Annotated in this window: 12 protein-coding genes; 8 read left to right on the top strand and 4 right to left on the bottom strand. The window is 69.8% G+C overall.

Annotated features, from left to right (window positions below; genetic code table 11):
* Positions 1-19: 19 nt before the first annotated feature.
* Both WMF17_RS06880 and WMF17_RS06875 read right to left on the bottom strand, forming a co-directional pair.
* Complete coding sequence (locus tag WMF17_RS06880; protein WP_437601153.1) at positions 20-1387, bottom strand: multicopper oxidase family protein; 1368 nt, start codon at positions 1385-1387, stop codon at positions 20-22.
* A gap of 150 nt (positions 1388-1537) precedes the next feature.
* Positions 1538-2041, bottom strand: a complete 504-nt coding sequence (locus WMF17_RS06875) for a response regulator (RefSeq protein WP_437601152.1) — start codon at positions 2039-2041, stop codon at positions 1538-1540.
* Positions 2042-2199: 158 nt separating this feature from the next.
* Between WMF17_RS06875 and WMF17_RS06870 the strand changes: the two genes are divergently transcribed.
* The 8 genes from WMF17_RS06870 to WMF17_RS06835 all read left to right on the top strand — a co-directional run bounded on the left by WMF17_RS06870 (position 2200) and on the right by WMF17_RS06835 (position 15074).
* A complete protein-coding gene (locus WMF17_RS06870; protein WP_437601151.1) occupies positions 2200-2799 on the top strand; it encodes an NAD(P)H-dependent oxidoreductase in 600 nt (199 codons plus the stop codon).
* Between the two features lie 260 nt (positions 2800-3059).
* Entirely contained in the window at positions 3060-5093 is a 2034-nt protein-coding gene (locus WMF17_RS06865; protein ID WP_437601150.1) for an ABC transporter ATP-binding protein, read from the top strand.
* 75 nt (positions 5094-5168) lie between these two features.
* On the top strand, positions 5169-6848 hold the full coding sequence (locus WMF17_RS06860) for a glycerol-3-phosphate dehydrogenase/oxidase (protein ID WP_437601149.1): 1680 nt from the start codon (positions 5169-5171) through the stop codon (positions 6846-6848).
* A 730-nt stretch (positions 6849-7578) separates the two neighbouring features.
* Positions 7579-8331: a hypothetical protein gene (locus WMF17_RS06855; RefSeq protein WP_437601148.1), complete on the top strand. Its 753-nt coding sequence runs from the start codon at positions 7579-7581 to the stop codon at positions 8329-8331.
* Positions 8328-9359, top strand: coding sequence for a hypothetical protein (locus WMF17_RS06850; protein ID WP_437601147.1), 1032 nt, complete (start codon positions 8328-8330; stop codon positions 9357-9359). The genes WMF17_RS06855 and WMF17_RS06850 overlap by 4 nt, the downstream gene beginning before the upstream one ends.
* A 183-nt stretch (positions 9360-9542) precedes the next feature.
* Complete coding sequence (locus WMF17_RS06845) at positions 9543-9986, top strand: response regulator (RefSeq protein ID WP_437601146.1); 444 nt, start codon at positions 9543-9545, stop codon at positions 9984-9986.
* 3 nt (positions 9987-9989) lie between these two features.
* Complete coding sequence (locus tag WMF17_RS06840; protein WP_437648713.1) at positions 9990-12833, top strand: response regulator; 2844 nt, start codon at positions 9990-9992, stop codon at positions 12831-12833.
* Positions 12834-12884: 51 nt separating this feature from the next.
* A complete protein-coding gene (locus WMF17_RS06835) occupies positions 12885-15074 on the top strand; it encodes a TonB-dependent receptor plug domain-containing protein (protein ID WP_437601144.1) in 2190 nt (729 codons plus the stop codon).
* On the opposite strand, the gene WMF17_RS06830 is transcribed toward WMF17_RS06835, so the two are convergent.
* On the bottom strand, positions 15068-16198 hold the full coding sequence (locus tag WMF17_RS06830) for a substrate-binding domain-containing protein (RefSeq protein ID WP_437648712.1): 1131 nt from the start codon (positions 16196-16198) through the stop codon (positions 15068-15070). The genes WMF17_RS06835 and WMF17_RS06830 overlap by 7 nt on opposite strands.
* 73 nt (positions 16199-16271) lie before the next feature.
* Positions 16272-17552 carry an ABC transporter substrate-binding protein gene (locus WMF17_RS06825; protein WP_437648711.1) on the bottom strand — a complete coding sequence of 427 codons (1281 nt, stop codon included), beginning with the start codon at positions 17550-17552 and terminating at the stop codon, positions 16272-16274.
* Between the last annotated feature and the right edge of the window lie 179 nt (positions 17553-17731).

Below are 17731 nucleotides of genomic sequence, written 5' to 3'. Positions count from 1 at the left end.
CCCACCCGCTCCGGCGCCATCACCGCACGACGTTCAGCATCCCCATCATGCCGGCGTCGGCGTGGTCGAGGATATGGCAATGGAACATCCACATTCCCGGCCGGTTGTCGTAACGGACCACGAAGCGCGCCCCGCCGTCGACAGGCACGTTCACCGTGTCCTTCCACTCCAGCGGCCTCACCGGCTCCCCGCCTTCGCCGAGCACCTGGAAGAAGAAGCCGTGCAGGTGGAACGGGTGATCGAAATCCATCGTGTTCTCGACGGTCCACACCGAGGTCTCGCCCACCGCCGCCACGAGCGGCTCCGCCTCCCACGAGGCCACGCCGTCGATGCCCATCACCACGTCGCCCGGCCCCTCCCGCAGCGTCAGCTTCAGATCGACGCGCGTCGCCCCCGCCGTGTCGAGCGCCCCGATGGCCCGCGCGACCTCGGGGAGCGGCTCGTCCTCGGCCGCGGGCTCGTCCGCGAGGCGGAGGCGGAAGGCCTCGACCTCGGGCCTCCCGAAGGTGGCGCCATAGCCGCGATCGTAGGGCACCCAGCGCACCGAGAGCGTCGAGCCCGGCGCGCCGCGCGGCGCCACCAGCACGTCGGCGCGCTCGCCGGGGGTGAGCAGGATCATCTCCGTCTCGACGGGGCGCTCCAGGAGCCCGCCGTCGCCGCCGATGCGCGTGAAGCGGTGATCCGTGATCGCGAGCTGGTAGTAGCGGGACCTGGCCGCGTTGACGATGCGCCACCGCTGCCTGAGCCCGGCGCGCGCCTCGATCACCGGGTTCACCCGCCCATTCACGAGCAACAGGTCGCCCTCGCGCCCGAACAGCGTGCCCAGATTGCCGCCCACGTCCGGGTCCTCGAGCGTGCCGTCGTCGCGCACGGTGATGTCGCTGAGCACGAGGACGAGCTCGTCGCCGAGCGCCGCAGGCTCGCCCGGATCCTCGACCAGCAGCGGGCCGTAGAGGCCGTTACCCGACTGCACGGCGGAGTCGACGTGCGGGTGATACCAGTAAAGCCCCGCGTCGGGGACGACGAAGTCGTAGGTGAAGCTGCCGCCCGGCGGCGTCTCGGCCTGGCTGTGCCCGGGCGCGCCGTCCATCTCCGCCAGCAAGCGCACGCCGTGCCAGTGAACCGTGGTGGGCGCCGAGAGCTCGTTGCGGAAATTCACGATCACGCGATCTCCCACCCTGGCGCGGATCAGCGGGCCAGGCAGCCCGCCGTCATACGTCCAGGTGGGCGTCCTCTTGCCGGGCACGATCTCCAGCTCCTCGACACGCGCGGTCAGATCGACCTCGACCACCTCCGGCCTGGCGTCGAGATCGACCGCCGGCCGCAGCGCCACCGCGCTGTCCCACCCCTCGGGCTGAGCTGGAGGATCTGTCGCACAGCCGATCATCACGACAGCAAGCAAAGGGCTCAGGAAAAGAACAAGAGGACGCTCGCACAGCATGGCGTGGGGACGGATCTTACCACTGCCTCGACTTCCAGGAGAGATTTCGCCGGGTATCGGCGGATCTCTCGCTCCTCCTCACTTCAGCGCGCCCCGTCAGACATAGCGCCCCACCGCATCGAGCAGCGTAACCAGATCGACAGGCTTCTTCAGGATGTCGACCGGTCCGAGCTCGGCCGCGCGCGGCGCCGCCCCCGCCGTGAGCACGACCACCGGGACATCGGCGATCGCGGGGGTGCGCAGCTGCTCTGCGCGGAACGCGTAGCCGTCCATCACCGGCATCATCAGATCGAGCACGATGAGCGCCGGCGCCGGCACATCGCGGAGCCTGGCCAGCGCCTCGGCGCCGTTCGCGGCCGTCATCACCGCGTAGCCCTCGTCCGACAGCACACCCGCGAGCGCGTCGCTGACGCCCTTGTCGTCCTCGATGACGCAGATCGTCCGCGGCCGCGCGGGGCCGCCCGCCACGACGCCTCGCCCGGCCGCGCGCGGCGCCAGCGGCGGCGCGACCGACGGATCGCCCGGCTCCACGTCGCCCTCCCGCTCGGGACCGCGCGAGGCACCCTCGCTGTCGCCCGAGCGCGATCCGTTCGTGCCCACCGAGGACCCATAAAACCTTCCGCCACAGCGCGCAATTCGAATTGCGCCGCAGCGCGCGACGTGTGCGGACGGATCGCGCGCGACGAACTACGCATGACGGGACGCGCAGCGAGCTCGTCAGAGGCGGCGAGGTGCGCTCCGGGCGCGAGGACGGCGGTATGGGCGCTGCATACCCCCCGACCGTGAACGTGGCCGTGATCTTCTATTCCCTCTACGGTGACACGGCCGCGCTCGCCGCCGCGGTCGCGGAGGGCGCCGAGCAGACCGGGGCGACCGTCCGGCTCCGACAGCTCGCCGACCTCGCGGCGCCGCAGGACCGCTGGAGGACGGGTGAGCGGATCCGTGCGGCCCGCGAGCACCTCGCCGCCGTCCCGCTGGCGCGCAGCGACGACCTCCTCTGGGCGGACGGCATCGCCTTCGGCTCGCCTGCGCGCTACGGCACGATGAGCGCCGAGCTCCGGCGCTTCCTCGACGGAGCGAGGCAGCTCTCGGGCGATCTCGCCGGCAAGGTGGCGTCTGTGTTCTGCTCGCCCTCTCCGGTCGAGGGGGCGCAGCGCGCGGCGCTCCAGGCAATGATGGTCTCCCTCCTCAATCATGGAGTCCTGATCCAGCCCCCCGCCCGCGCCGAGATGGCTCCGGCGAGCAGGACGGCGCGGCGCGACGGCCCGACTCGAGCGAGCCAGGACGAGCTCGATCTCACGCCGGCGCGCGCGCTCGGCCGCCGCCTCGCGCTGGCCAGACAACGGACGCGCGGGTAGGCGCGGAGAGCCGGCCGCGCCGCCGGTCTGGGCCGTGACCGCGTCGCCGCGATGAGCCCTGGAGTCCCGGACAACCGCGCAGCAAATCAGCAGGAGCTCACCTGCTCTCCGACACAATGCAGCGAGCGCGGCCGCGATGGGCTGTTACACCTGCGCTGATACCTCGCTACTGGTCGAAACCGATGGTCCTTCAGGCAGGGCCCGATCCCGGGCCGCCGGCGGCCACCTCAACCGTGGACAGGAAGAGAGCGCAGCGAACCATGAGCGCGCAGGCTCAGCGCAAGAACTACCACCCTCCGCCGCGACGCGAAGGCAGGAGCAGGTCATCGAGGCGTTCTCCGGCGATGGCCGCGGAGCGGAGCCGCGCGCCGAGCCGCTCGGCCGGCGCGGCGCGGCTCCGGTTCTTCCTCCGCGTGGGCGCCTATTTCAGGGGCGAGTGGGCGCGCCTCGGGGCGCTCTCCTTGCTGGTCTGCGTCTCCATCGCGATCAGCCTCCTCCAGGTGTGGCCCGTCGCCGTGATCGTCGATCTCATCTCGAGCGGGCCGCGCAACGAGGGCTTCATCCATCGCCTCCTGCTCGCGCCGCTCCCGGACAGCCTGCTCGGCCGCGTGCTCGGGCTCGCGGCGATAACGCTCGTCCTCCGCGTGGCGCAGGAGTGCGTGGGCATGGGCCGCACCCTGCTCAACTTCCGCATCGGCTACGGCGGGCTCACGCGCGTGCGCTGCGACGTGTACCGCAAGCTCCAGGCGCTCCACATCGGCTATCACCGGGCGCAGCCGCAGGGGGACGCCCTCTACCGGCTCAACCAGGACGCCGCCGGGTTCCACGGCATCCTCAACGTGGCCGTCGCGGTGCTGGGGAGCGCGCTGACCCTCGCGGTGATGATCTGCATCATGGCCTCGCGCAGCCTGACGCTCACGCTGATCGCGCTCGCCGTCGTGCCGCCGCTCCTGCTCACGAACGCGCGGTTCGGGCGCACGCTGCGCACGAAGTGCACCGAGGCGAAGGAGGTCGAGAGCCAGCTCACGACGTCCGTGCAGCGCTCGATGGCGTCGATCGGCCTCGTGCAGGCGTTCGGCCGCGAGGCGGACGAGGAGGCGCGCTTCGACACGACGCTGCGCAACAGCGTGAAGGCGTGGCTCAGGCTCCACCTGGACGAGCTCCGCCACACGCTCGCCGTGGGGTCGATCCTGGGGCTCGGCATCGCGCTGGTGCTCGGCTACGGCGGCTCCCTCGTCGTCGAGGCCCGGACGGGCGCGGGCGACTCCAGCATGACGCTGGGCGCGCTCACGGCGTTCCTCGGCTACCTGGGCATGCTCTACGACCCGCTCTGCAAGCTGACCGGCGCCGGCGCGGCGGTGCAGGGCGGCGTCGCGGGCGCGCAGCGCGTCTTCGAGGTGCTCGACCGCGATCAGGCGGTGATCGACCACCACGACGCGGCCGCGCTCCCGCCCGAGCCGCGCGTGCTCTCGCTCGACGCGGTCGGGTTCGAGTACCGCCCGGGCCACCCGGTGCTGCGCGGGGTCGACGCGACGATCCGGCCGGGCGAGATGGTCGCGTTCGTGGGCTCGGTCGGCGCCGGCAAGACGACGCTGCTCAGCCTGCTGCCGCGCTTCCACAACCCGACGCACGGCGCGCTGCGGCTCGACGGGATCGACACGCGCGCGGTCCGCGTGGCCGATCTGCGCCGTCACATCGCGCTCGTCCTCCAGGACAGCATCCTCTTGCCGACGACGATCGCGGAGAACATCGCCTACGGCCGCCCCTCCGCGGCCGACGCGGAGATCCGCGAGGCGGCCGAGATGGCGGGGGCAGCGGGCCTCATCGAGGCGCTGCCGGACGGCTACGGCACCCAGATCGCCGACGGCGGGCTGAACCTGTCGGCCGGCCAGCGGCAGCGCATCGCGATCGCGCGCGCGCTGCTGACGGACGCGCCCATCCTCGTGATCGACGAGCCGACCGACGGGCTCGACGCCGAGCACGAGCGGACCATCGGCGAGTCGCTGCGCGCGCTGAAGGGCCAGCGGACGATCGTCCTCATGAGCCACCGCCTGAGCACGATCGTCGACTGCGATCAGATCTTCGTGATGGAGCGCGGCCGCATCGTCGAGCACGGCGCGCACGAGGAGCTCCTGCGGCGGGGCGGCGTCTACACGAAGATGGCGCGGTGGCAGCACCTGCACACCGGCCACGCCATCGCGCCGAGGAGCAGCCCGCGCCGCGCCCACCCGATGCCGTCGCCCGACGCGCTGCGGGACGACGACGGCCTGTGGGCCGATGGCCTGATGGGCTGAGCCGGGGACGGCGCGGCGGAGACGTGATAGAGCTCCGGCTGCGCGCCCACCGCGCCTCACGCCGGATCGCCATCGATGCTGCGGGCCACGAACATCGACAGCTTGAGCCGCGAGACCTTCGACGTCCTCGTCCTCGGCGCCGGGATCAACGGCGCCGTCGCCGCCTCGGCCCTCGCCGCGAAGGGCGCCAGGGTCGCGCTGATCGACCGCGGCGACTTCGCCGGATTCACCAGCCAGGAGTCGTCGAACCTCGCCTGGGGCGGCATCAAGTACATGGAAAGCTTCGAGTTTCCGCTCGTACGGAAGCTCTGCAAATCGAGGAACCTCCTCCTCAGGAGCTATCCGTCGGCGGTGCGGGAGATCCGGTTCTATACCGCGCACGAGCGGGGCTTCCGCCACGGCCTCTTCAAGCTCTTCCTCGGCACCTGGCTCTACTGGATCATCGGCAGCTTCTTCACGAAGATCCCCCGCCTGCTCTCCCGCCGGGCGATGGCGCGGGAAGAGCCCATCATCAACCTGGACGGCTGCGACGGAGGATTCGAGTACTCCGACGCGTACCTCGTCGACAACGACGCGCGGTTCGTCTGGGGCTTCGTCCGCGCCGCGCTCGACCACGGCGCGCGGGCGGCCAACTACGTCGAGTCGCTCGGCGCGCGGCGCGAGGGGGACGCGTGGCTCACGCGCGCCCGCGACGTCGTGTCGGGCGAGGAGCTCACCATCCGCTCCCGCGTGCTCGTGAACGCCTGCGGGCCGTTCGTTGACGCGCACAACGGGCTCACGGGCCAGCGGACGAGCCACAGGCACATCTTCTCGAAGGGCATCCACCTCATCGTGGATCGGCTGACCCCGAGCCGGCGGGTGCTGACGTTCTTCGCGGACGACGGCCGGCTGTTCTTCGTGATCCCGATGGGCCCGAGGACGTGCATCGGCACGACCGACACCCGGGTCGAGAGCCCGCGCGCCGCGGTGACGCCCGAGGATCGGCGCTTCGTGCTCTCGAACATCAACAAGCGGCTCGCCCTGCCGCGCCCGCTCCGCGAGGCGGACATCATCGCCGAGCGCTGCGGGGTGCGCCCCCTCGCGGTCGAGGACGGCGGCGGCGGCGAGGACTGGCTGCAGCTCTCGCGCAAGCACGCCATCGAGGTGAACCGCGCGGAGGCCCACGTGAGCATCTTCGGCGGCAAGCTCACCGACTGCATCAACGTGGGCGACGAGATCTGCGCCGCCGTGCAGGAGCTCGGCGTCGCGCTGCCCCGCCCGGCGCAGCGCTGGTACGGCGAGCCGGGCGAGGAGGTTCGTCAGGAGTTCTTCCGAAGAGCGCGCGTCCTCGGCCTCGACGCGCTGACGCCGCAGGGCTCCTCCGAGGAGCTCAGCGCGCGCCTGTGGCGCCGGTATGGCGCGCAGGCGCTCGAGCTGCTCGAGGAGATCCGGAGCGACCGGAGGATGGCCGACGCGCTTGTCGAGGGGGCGGAGGACGTGCGGTGCGAGATCGCGTACGCCGCGCGGCGCGAGATGATCGTGAAGCTCGAGGACCTCCTGCGGCGGCGCACGAAGATCGCGCTCCTCGTCCGCCGCGACGAGCTCGCGAGGTCGCCCGGCCTCCGGGAGGCGAGCCGGATCCTGTTCGGGGACGACGCCGACCGGCGGCTCTTGGAGTACTTCCAGGACCACGACGGCCGCCAGCCCGCGGAGGGGACTCCTGTGTTGAACAAGCCCCCACCTGCGCTCTCCCGTCGCCAGGCGGATCCCACGTAGGCCGCCGCCGAGGAGATCCGGGCGCCGCGATCCTCCGGGACCGTGGCAGTTCGAGCGCCTGGTTCCATCCTGGCGATGGGGAGGTGGGCGCACGCACGGCCTCCACCGCCGGTGCGTGACGAGGTGAAGTGTTCGGGCATCACGTGCCCCATCGCTCCACATGTAGGTCGACGAGGCCGAACAGTTCGCGGCAATCGGGGTTGCCAGCGCCCGATTGCCCAGGGCAGGGCGCCGCCACACGCGGGCGCACAACGGGTGAGAGGGCGGCGCGTCCGAGGCGCGACATCGAGCTCAGAGACAGGTGCACGTGTCAAGCGCGCATCCGAGCACCTTTCGTAAGCGGCCACGCGGGCGCGGGCCGCGCCGGCGCGCTCTGGCGGGTGCAGCGGCCGCCCAGGTGTTGTTTCCCTCTCCAAGATCCACGTTTAGCAACGCTCGTTCGGATCACAGGGCCGCCTCCTAGGGCGCTTGACAGGGAGGGTTAGTCGTCGGCTACGCTGTCTACTACGATGGCCAGGAGGGCATGAGGCGGGTGGAAAGAACACGCAGCCGCTCCAAGCGGGGAGGTCGGTCGGCGATCGAGCGGGCCTTGGGGCACCTCGCAACTCCAGCGCGGGTCGCGCACCGTTGGATGTCGTCTTGTGCGCCGCCCAACAACCACCTGGCAGCTCCTGCTCAACCCGGGGCATTTCGTCACATCCTCGAGATTCTCGCCGCCTGGGCTCGGCGCGTGAAGGCCCGATGCCTGCCTCGCCGCGCCATCCAGCCCCGGCGCGCGCCGGCGGTCCTGCTCACGACGGCGCTGCTCGTCGGGATCTGCCTTCTGCTGCTCAGTCCGCCGACCACGGCCGGCCCTGAGGCGACGCTCTATGTCTATGCCGTGACGCCGCTCCGCGCTCGGGCGCTCGAGCAGAAGATCGAGGAGTCGATGCCCGGCGTCGACGTCACGGTGTTTGGCAAGCTGAGCGATTTCAAGACGGCGCTCGAGACGAGCCCGCCGAGCGCGGCGCTCTCGCCAAGGCCGGTCCTGACCTCGCTCAATCGGAGCGCCGACCTCCAGGGCCTGAAGGCGGGGAGCGACGCGGAACAATACCTCCTGGTCTCGACGAAATCGCTGACCCGAGACATGCTTTTATCCCTCAGGTACGGGATGATCGACCTTGTCGAACGAAAAGCGCTCCCGAAGTTCGTCGCCGGGCTCCTCGGTGTGAGCGACGCGCCGGAGGTCCGGCGCGTCACGAAGATCGAAGATCTGCTGCAGCTGCTCCAGTTTCAAACGGCGGACGCGGTGCTTCTTCCGGAGCGGTTCCGCTCCGATTTCGAGTCCAAGAGCAAGATGCAATTCACGATGCTGAGCCTCTCGACGGCCAAGGTCGGGCTCGTGGCCGTCACGTTCCTGAGCGAGCGCCAATTTGTCGAGGGCGCGATCCGGAAGCTCCCGAAACACGTACTGGCGGATCTGGGGGTGGACGAATGGAAATGAAGTCAACGCGTCCCCGCTGCTCGCGCTGGCTCCGGCGCGCCTCCGCCCTCGTGGGCCTCTCGCTGGTCCTGGGCTGCTCGTCCGGCCCGGCCCCCCAGGTCGCCAGCGATCCGGCTCCGCTGTCCGAGACGCCGCCTCCAAACGGGAAGCCCGTCATCTCCATCATCGCTCCCTCGGACGCGCAGCTCGACGACATGCTGAAGTCGCTCCGCGTCGAGCTGTCCGATGAATACCGCGTCACCATCTCCCCGCTGCACGTCGAGGAGTCGAGCCCCGAGATCGTGGGGCGGATCGTCGCGCGAGATCGCCCGCGGGCGGTGGTGCTGGTCAACAACTCGACCGTGCTCCTGTATCGCAACTGGGCACGCAGCACCCCGACGCCGCCGGTCGCGCTGATCCTGATGGCGTCCTTCGCGGAGGAGCTCCAGCGCACCGTCCCCAACTCGGTGGCGATCTCGTACGAGGTGCCGGCGGTCACGGCCATGGTGGGCCTGCGCACGCTGGGGCTCGACGTCCGCCGGGTAGGCGTCGTGTACCGCCAGGGGTTCACCAGCCACATCGCCCGACAAGAGACCCTCATGCAGGTGGAGAAGCTGACCTTCGTGAGGCAAGAGCTCTCGAACAAGCCACATGTCCAGGACCTCCGCGCCGCGCTGGTGCGCCTCCAGCGCGCCGAGGTTGACGCGATCTGGCTGCCGAACGACAATGGCCTGCTGAGCCCGACGTTCTTGACCAACGTCTGGCTCCCGTACGTGGATCGGCTCGGCGCGCCGGTGGTCGTGGCCGTGCGCTCGCTCGTGAACGAGCACGCGGAGTTCGGGACGTTCGCGGCCATCCCCGACACGCAAGCGCTCACGGTGCAGGCGGCGGATTTCCTCTACGAGCTCGCGGACGCGGACTGGAAGCTCCGGGCGTCGGATGTTCGGCTGCCCGTCTCCGTGAAGCGCCTGGTCGACGTGCGGCTCGCGCGGCGCTTCGGCCTCGATTCAAGCCAGTTCGGACAGGTCGATTTTCTCATCGGGCGGTGAACGGGTGTCGGGGAGGACTGGAGATGCCATGCAGTTGCCTTTTCAACCGCAACCAGGGCCCCGATGCGGCGGGGCGGCTCGCGCGCTGGAGCGCCCGGGCACGGGCTCGCCCCCCTCGTTACGAGGGGAGCATCGCGCACGTGGCCGGCGGTCCTGGAGGGCGCTCTTATGATCCGGGTGCTCGTGATTGACGACGACGAGATCGCCCGCGAGGCGATGTGCGCCGTCCTGGTCAGGGCTGGCTTCTGCGTCTTCGAGCTGGCGACCCCCATCGGCGCGACGTCGGTCATCAAGCGAGACGGCATCACCGTGGTGGCGCTCGACATCAACATGCCGACCATCAACGGCGACAAGCTGGCCAAGCTGCTCCGGGAGAACGCGCAGCTCGCGAACCTCGGGATCGTCCTTGTCTCCGGCTGCGAGGTCGAGCAGCTGAGCGCGCTCGGCCAGAAGGTCGGCGCCGACGGCATCGTCTCGAAATCCAGGCTGCACGCCGACCTGGCGCCGGCGATCGAGCGCGCGGCGGCCGTGCGCGGCGGGAAGTCCGGCCCGCCTTCGTCCGCGGCGTCCTCGTCCGCGACGCCCGTCCCCTCGGGCCCCCCGTCCTCGTCATGGCGCCCGCGTTGAACGATGCCTAGCCCGAACGCCCACGGCTCGCTCCGTATCAAGCTGCTGCGCCTGATCCTGGGCGCGCTGCTGCTCCTCGGCGGCACCACGCTCCTCTCGAGCGGCGCCCTCATCTATTCCACGGATCGCGAGGTCCAGACCAAGCGCGAGCAGGAGCTCCTGGGCGGCCTCGAAGAGAAGGCGCGCCTGCTCGGCTTCAACCAGGCGCTGGCGCTGCGCAGCCTGGTGGCGGACAACCTCTTCGGGGACGTCAAGGCGCTCATTTTTCAGACCGTCTCCGAGAACGGCGACATCGCCTATGGCCTGTTCCTCGACTCGGAGAACCGGGTCTGGGCGGCGAGCGGGCTGACCCTGGCGAACGAGGCGAAGGACGCGCCGAGCCTCACCGCGAAGGATCTGCAGGCCCTCGGCATCAGCACGGAGCACAAGCCCCGGGCGGCGCTGAGGCGGCGGGCGCATCCCCTGGGCGGCGTCGACGTCCTGGAGGTCACGGCGCCGGTCGTCTCGGAGGGGACCCACGCCGGGACCGTGATCTACGGCATCAGCACGAGGCACGTCGCCGAGCGGCTGGCTCAGGCCCGCGACCTCGCCGCGAGCCGGCTCGCGACCACGCTCGGGCTGATCGGGGCGCTGATCCTCGGCAGCATCGCGGCCAGCTATTTCCTCGTCAAGCGGGTGGCGGTCCACATCACCGAGCCGCTGTTGGCGCTGCGCTCGGCCGCGGGGGCCATCGCCACCGGGCTCCGCTCGAACGGGCCGCTCGCCGAGTCGACCGGCGTGGCGCGGAAGAAGTGGGAGCGCGTGCAGATCGCGAGCGGCGACGAGCTCGAGCTGCTCGGCGCGGCGTTCAACAGCATGGTCGAGGCGAACGAGCAGGCGTTCGAGGAGCTGCGCGTCAAGACCGAGCAGGCCCTCGAGGCGTCCCGGCTGAAGAGCGAGTTCCTCGCCAACATGAGCCATGAGATCCGGACGCCCATGAACGGGATCCTCGGCGTCATCCGGCTCATGCAGAACCAGGCGCTCGAAGGCAAGATGCGGCGATACGTGGAGACCGTCGACGCGTCCGCGAACACGCTGATGGCGATCATCAACGACGTCCTCGACTTCTCGAAGCTCGAGGCCGGCAAATACGTGGCGCAACACGTGTCCTACGATCTGCGCCTCGTCATCCAGGAGGTCGCGGAGCTGATGGCGAGCCAGGCGCACGAGAAGGGGCTCGAGCTCGTGTACCGCGTGGAGCGCCGCGTCCCCACCGGCGTCGTGGGCGACCCCGACCGGTTTCGCCAGGTGCTCACCAACCTGGTCGGCAACGCGATCAAGTTCACCGAGCGCGGAGAGGTGCTGATCGACGCCTCCACGCCTCCCACGCCTCAGCAGGACAAGACCTCGGCGCTGATCAAGCTCGCCGTCGTGGACACCGGCCCCGGCATCGCCCCCGACGACCAGAAGAAGCTCTTCTCCGCCTTCACGCAGGTGGACGGCTCGCTGGTCCGCAAGCACGGCGGCACCGGCCTGGGGCTGGCGATCAGCAAGCACCTGGCGGAGGCCATGGGAGGCGAGGTCGGCCTCGAGAGCACGCCGGGACAGGGCAGCCGGTTCTGGTTCACGCTCAAGGTCGGGGTCACGTCCGGGGGCGAGCAGATCCGGTCTGCCGAGTGGGCGAGCGGACGCCGCGCGCTCGTGGTGGAGATCAGCAAGAGCTGGCGCGACGTCGTCGTGGAGCACCTCGTGGCCTGGGGCTTCGACGCCCACTCCACGACCTCCGGGAGAGACGCCATCAACCAGCTGGAGCTCGGGCTGCTCGAGAATCGGCCGTTCAGCGCCGCCGTGGTCGGCGTTCAGATGCAGGATCTCGACCTCGAGGAGTTCGTCCGGACCATCCGGTCGGTGCCGACGTTGCGCAGCTTGCCCATCGTGGCGCTCTACCACATGGGGTCGAGCGTGGCGCTGAGCGGGCTCGACTCGAGCCTGGTCACGCAGCTCCCCAAGCCGCTCCGCGTGTCCGAGCTCTACAACACGCTGCAGAGCGCGCTCACCGGCGCCGCGGCCGCGCCCGTCAGCAAGCCCGGCGTGGAGCCGGGCCGGATCGCGAGCAAGCTGCCCGTGCTGGTCGTCGATGACAACGAGATCAACCGTTACGTGGCGATGGAGCAGGTGGAGCAGCTGGGCCTGCGCGTGGAGACCGCCAGCAACGGCCTGGAGGCGCTCGAGTGCGTCAAGCGAAAGCAGTATGTCGCCGTCCTGATGGACTGCCAGATGCCGGTCATGGACGGGTACACCTCCACCCAGAAGATCCGTGAGTGGGAGAGCGGGACGGGTCGCCACACGGTGATCATCGCGCTGACCGCGCACGCCCTGGTCGGCGAGCGGGACCGGGTGCTCGCTGCCGGAATGGACGACTACCTGGCCAAGCCGGTACGGCCTCAGTCGCTGCAGAAGACCTTGTGGCGGCACGTGATCCTGAACCGGGACGAGCCGGAGCTGACCACCACGCTCCCCGGCGCCGACAAGGATCCATCGGCCCTGCCCGTGCTCGACCCCGAGGTCCCGCGCTCGCGGAAGCTGATCCAGCTCGTCCTGAAGAACGTGCCGGGGCAGCTCGACAGCCTGGAGGCCGCCTTCCTGGAGGCCATGACGAAAGAGGTGATGGCGAGCGCGCACAAGCTGAAAGGCAGCATGCTGTCGATCGGCGCACCGCGCGTCGCCGAGCTGGCGGAGAAGATGCAGCTCGCCGCCGGCCAGGGCAATCTGCCACGGAAGGGCGACCTGGCGCGGATACGGCGGGAGTTCGATTCCGTCAGCGCCGCCCTGACGGAGGAGCTCGCCGCGACCGCCGAGGCGACCTGACGATTGCGCCGTTCTCACCATGGCCGAAGGCTCAGAACGAACCGTACCCGCATGACCCTTGTCTCGCTCGATACAAAGTGGATTGTCGCCCTGGCGATCGCCGCGATGCCGGGCGTCGCGTGGGCTCAGCCGACGGCCGCGCCAGCGCCGGGAGCGCCGAAGGCCACGGGGAAAGAGCAGCGGAACGACGCGCTCGAGGGCGTCGACCTGCTGCGGTTGCTCGCCGTCGAGGTCTCCACGGCCACCAAGACGCGGGAGACCCTGGACGACGCGCCTGCCATCGTGACGGCGATCACCGCGGAGGAGATCCGGCGCTGGGGCTACAAGAGCGTCGGCGAGGCGCTCCAGCACGTCGTCGGGTTTTACCTGGCGGACGACCACATCCTGCCGAACGCCGGCGTGCAGGGGATGACGGGCGGGCTCGGGGCGGAGAGCGGTGGAATCAAGGTGATGATCGACGGCCGCTCGGTCGCGTTCCGGACCACCAGCGGCAACTGGCTGGGAACGGAGCTGATCCCGCTCTCGGCCATCAAGCAGATCGAGGTCGTGCGCGGCCCGGCGTCGGCGCTCTACGGTGCGGACGCGTTCCTCGGCGTCGTCAACATCATCACCCTGTCGCCCGAGGACATCCCCTTCGCCGACGGCACGGTGCACGCCGGCGTGACGAAGGACCACCCGAGCGGCCGCCTCGACGTGCTCGGAGGATGGAGCGATGGCCGCTTCGACATGATGTTGATGGCCGCGGGGGAGCTCGACGACCGAAGCGGTCTGGAGATGCCCCGCCAGTCTCCGGCCCCCCGCGTCCCGACGTACAATACGGGGCGCGTGGACGCCCAGAACCTCGAGCGCCTGTCGGGGGTCATCGGCTCGCGCATCGCGTTCCGCGATCCGGACCGCGGTCACCACCTCGTGCTCAGCGCCACCTGGTCCGGCTTCCGGCGCGGCGGCGATTTCGCGCAATGGGCGCAGCTCACCGGCGGAACGGACGCCTTCGGGCGGCCTGCCGGCACCGTGGTCAGCCTGCATCAACGTCGCGTGGCGGTCGATGGACAGCTCCAGCTGAACCGAGAGCTCGCGCTCGCCGTGCAGGGCACGTACTTCCAGGGCGGCGTCCTCCCGGGGGACCGCGTGGATGTCGCCGGCGGCTGGTACTACATCGAACGGCGCATGGCCTATCGCGGCGTGGACGCGAACGTCGAGCTCCGGTGGGTCCCGTGGGACCGGTTCAACGTGATCTTGAACCTGGAGTCCGTCTATGACGACGAGGACCTGCCGTCCTTCCGCCGGGTCAGCAAGATCACGGGCGAGGCGTTTGGCTCGCCGGAGCGGGAGCAGCTCTCGGTCGAGCTTGTCGACGTCGGGGCGCTGCTCAGCGCCAACCTCAAGGTGCTGGATCCCTGGCTGAAGCTGACGGGGGGATTCCGCTACGATCACCACAGCAAATACGGCAATCAGCTGACCGGTCGCTTCGGGGCGACCTCGCACCTGGGGAAGACGGTCGTGGCCAAGCTGCTGTACGGCAGCGCCTTCAAGGCGCCGTCCCCCTATCTGCTCTATGCCGAGCCCCTCGTCCCGGGCGACGTGATCGGGAACGTGGACCTCAAGCCTCAATTCATCCACACCGTGGACGCCGAGGTGACGTGGAGGCCGGCCGCCTGGGCCTCGGCGAGCACGGGGGTGTCCTACAGCCGATTGAACGACAAGGCAGAGTTCGTCCCGCGGGGCATCAATCAAACGGCCGAGAACGTCGCCAGCCAGACGTCGCTGATCTGGGCGACGCGCGCCGAGCTGCGGCACGGCGACGCGCTCGGCGGCTACGGGTCGTTCGAGACCGTCCACTCGACCCGGGACTCCGGCCAGGTGGGCTACCAGGCGGAGCTGGTCGGTCCGGCGATGGTCGCCTACCCGAGCTGGATCGCCCGGGTCGGGGCCTACGTGAAGCTGCCGTCGCCGAGCTCCGTGCCGCTGGAGCTCTCGACGCAAGGGATCGTCGTCGGGCCCCGGCGCGCCGCGGACGCGAGCATCCTGGAGAAAGGCGGCAGCTTCGACCTGCCGCCGTATCTCGGGTGGAACGCCAGCCTGGTGGCGCGCAACCTGTGGGTCATCCCGGGTCACGAGACGACCGTGGCGTTGCGCGCCAAGAACCTCCTTGGCGCCACCGGGCCGGACCCCGGGTTCTCGGGGTTCGAGTACCCGCTTTCGCCGCGCGAGCTGTTCCTCGAGCTACGGCACCGCTACTGACTCGCGCCGATCGAGTCGAGGAAGGCGTTGTACTGGTCGACCTTGTTCCACCGGACCACGTCGAGGCCGACGTTGAGCCGGCTGTCATCGGACATCTGCGGGGCGAGGCTCGCCTGGGTCGCTTCGAGGCCGATGGTCTTGATGCCGTAGAGGATGTAGGGCACGAGGTACCCGGCGTAGTACTGGCGCTGGGTGTGCGTCGCCTCGATGAGCCCCCGGCGCATGTACTCGACGGTCTTCGGATCGAAGTCGAAGGCGACGACGGGGAGCTCCGGCGCGCCCGCGGCCTCCGTGGCCATGGCGCACCGGTACGAGATGTCATGCAGGCCGAGCAACCCCACGACGGGCGGGTCCGCGGTCTCGATCTGGGCCTTCATCCATTCGATGTCATCGACCTGCCCAGCCGGGCCCCAGGCGATTTGACGCACCACGACCGTGTAGTCGGCCTCCTCGAGGACGCCCCGAGCCCCCAGCATTCGGTTCAATCCGTCGACCCAGGACGGGTCGGCGTTGCCGTGGATCACCACCGTGCCCGGCGACGGGGGCAGCAACGCGAGCAGGGTCTGCCCTGCCGTGACGCCGGCCGACTCGCTGATGGTTCCGACATAGATGGAACGCGTCGAGTCCTTCGCGTCGGTGTCGAGCGTCACCACAGCAGCCCCGTCGGCGACGGCCGCATCGATGTCGGCCGCGATGGCGTCGCCGAAGGGCGAGACACCGATCCCTTCGGCTCCGTCCGCCACCGCCTGTTGAATCTGCTCCCCCTGGGCCTCCGCCCTCTGCTGCTGATCGCTCCCCTGTCCACTGGGCCCGACCACGTTGCCCGTGACCCCGAGCTCGCCCATGGCTCGGTTCGCCCCCGTGGTGATCGGCGTGAAGAACCCGCCGAGGGCCTTCAGCAGCACCGCCATCTGCATCGGCTCGATGGATCCCTTGTTGATCTCGGCGATGAGGTTGTCGAGCGTCGCCTCGATCTCCTTCGCGGTGAACTCGTTCTCGGGAAGCGGCGCTCGCTTGATGAGTGAGGCTCGCTCGCCCGCGCCGGTGGTGCCGCTCGTCCCGCATGCCGCCGTCGTCAGCGTGAGCCCAAAGGCCGCCATCCAGCGTCTTCGAATCAACTTCATGAGCCCCCCTTCAAGTCAGTGGTTCGTTCGGTCGTGCGCGGGTTGATCACATGAACTCGAGTTCACGGCGAGATCATGGCCCGGCGAGGCACCTGACGGCGATGGGGGCGAGATCGACGAAGGCGTCGCCGTTCACGGTCCATCTTTGCATGAATGAATGCCTGTTCGCCCCGTATCCGTCGAAGCCGTATTCGGCGGCTGCGCCGACGTATCGGAGACGGACCCCCGCGCGGAGCTTGGCCATCGCCGCGCCCAGATCCCGCCACGAGGCCGCTTCGTTGTCGGGGCTGTTGAGCTCACGAATGATCTTCTGCAGCTCATGTCCGGAGGAAGGGATCGTCCCGCTCTTCGCGTGGGCGTACGTGAGCCCCATCGCGATGAGGACGACCCCGTCGTAATAGAAGTGCGCTGCGGGCAGCGGGGCCTCGCCGCCCCACCGGCTGGAGAAGTGTCCGATGAAGGCGTCGGCGTTCCCTTTCTCACAGTCGACCGACGCCTCGGCCCCGTCCGTCGTGCGGCACTCGCTCCGCAGGCTCAGCGAAGGCGAGACCCCGAAGTATCCGTCGAGAGAGCCCGCAGGGATGTTGGAGAGGAGCACCTCGGTGCGCAGCGCCGGGCCGAGGAGCCAGGTGCCCGGGCGGCCGGAGACGGTCCACTCGGTCACGATGGTCGAGCCGGTGGCGGGATACGCGGCCAGGAGCGTGCGGCCGGCGCGCGCGCCGAAGGCGGTCTCGATCTTCGTCGTGTACGACGGCCGTCCCGACATGAACGTCACCGAGGGGAGGATCCTCCCGCCGAGCGAGGCGAAGCTGGTCGTGAACTCGCTGCTGACGCTGGCGTTGTAGTCGTCCGTCGCGGCCAGGCTGTTCACCGTGCTGATCCCCTCGCGAACGGCGATGAGCGCCAGCGCGCAGCCGACGTCGAACGCGGAAGGGGCGAGCCGCATCCAGCCCCCCCTCGCCTCGCTGCGCGCGACCGTGGGCGCGGCGTACCCCGGCAGCATCTGAAACGCGTCGAGCCACTTCACGTCCGGCGTGATGCGACGGGCGATCTCGTTCTCTTCGGGCCCTACGAAGTAGGCGACCCGATCCGTATAGAGCAGCTCCCACAGCTGAGCGAGCCCGCGCTCCGAGCTCGAGTGGCTGTCTCGGCTCCGCAGGTCGAACGGCCTCCCGTCGATCCCCCCCGCGGCGTTCAGGTCGTCGATCGCGAGCAACATCGCTTGCTCGAGGTTGCGGCCGATGGCCGACTCGCTGCCGGAGAAGGGCAGGAGCGCCCCGATGACGACCGCATTCTCGGGGTGATCGGGCTCCGTCGGCGCGCAGGAGGCCGAGAGCAGGGACGCGAGTCCCACGAGCAGCCCGGTCTCCCTACAGCGCGACCGTCGTCGGCGAGCCGCGGGGCCCATGCCGGTTCGAGGGGAGCGATCCGACGCGGCAGGCATCCGAAGGTACATGCTTGAAGTGAAGATACGCCATCACATCGACGATCGATCTGTCAAGGGCGCATGAGCTCAAGCAATGAGTCTTGGAG

The sequence above is a fragment of the Sorangium sp. So ce362 genome, from assembly GCF_051519845.1.
In the GTDB taxonomy this organism is placed as follows: Bacteria; Myxococcota_A; Polyangia; order Polyangiales; family Polyangiaceae; genus Sorangium.
This window is presented reverse-complemented; position numbering and strand designations above follow the sequence as displayed.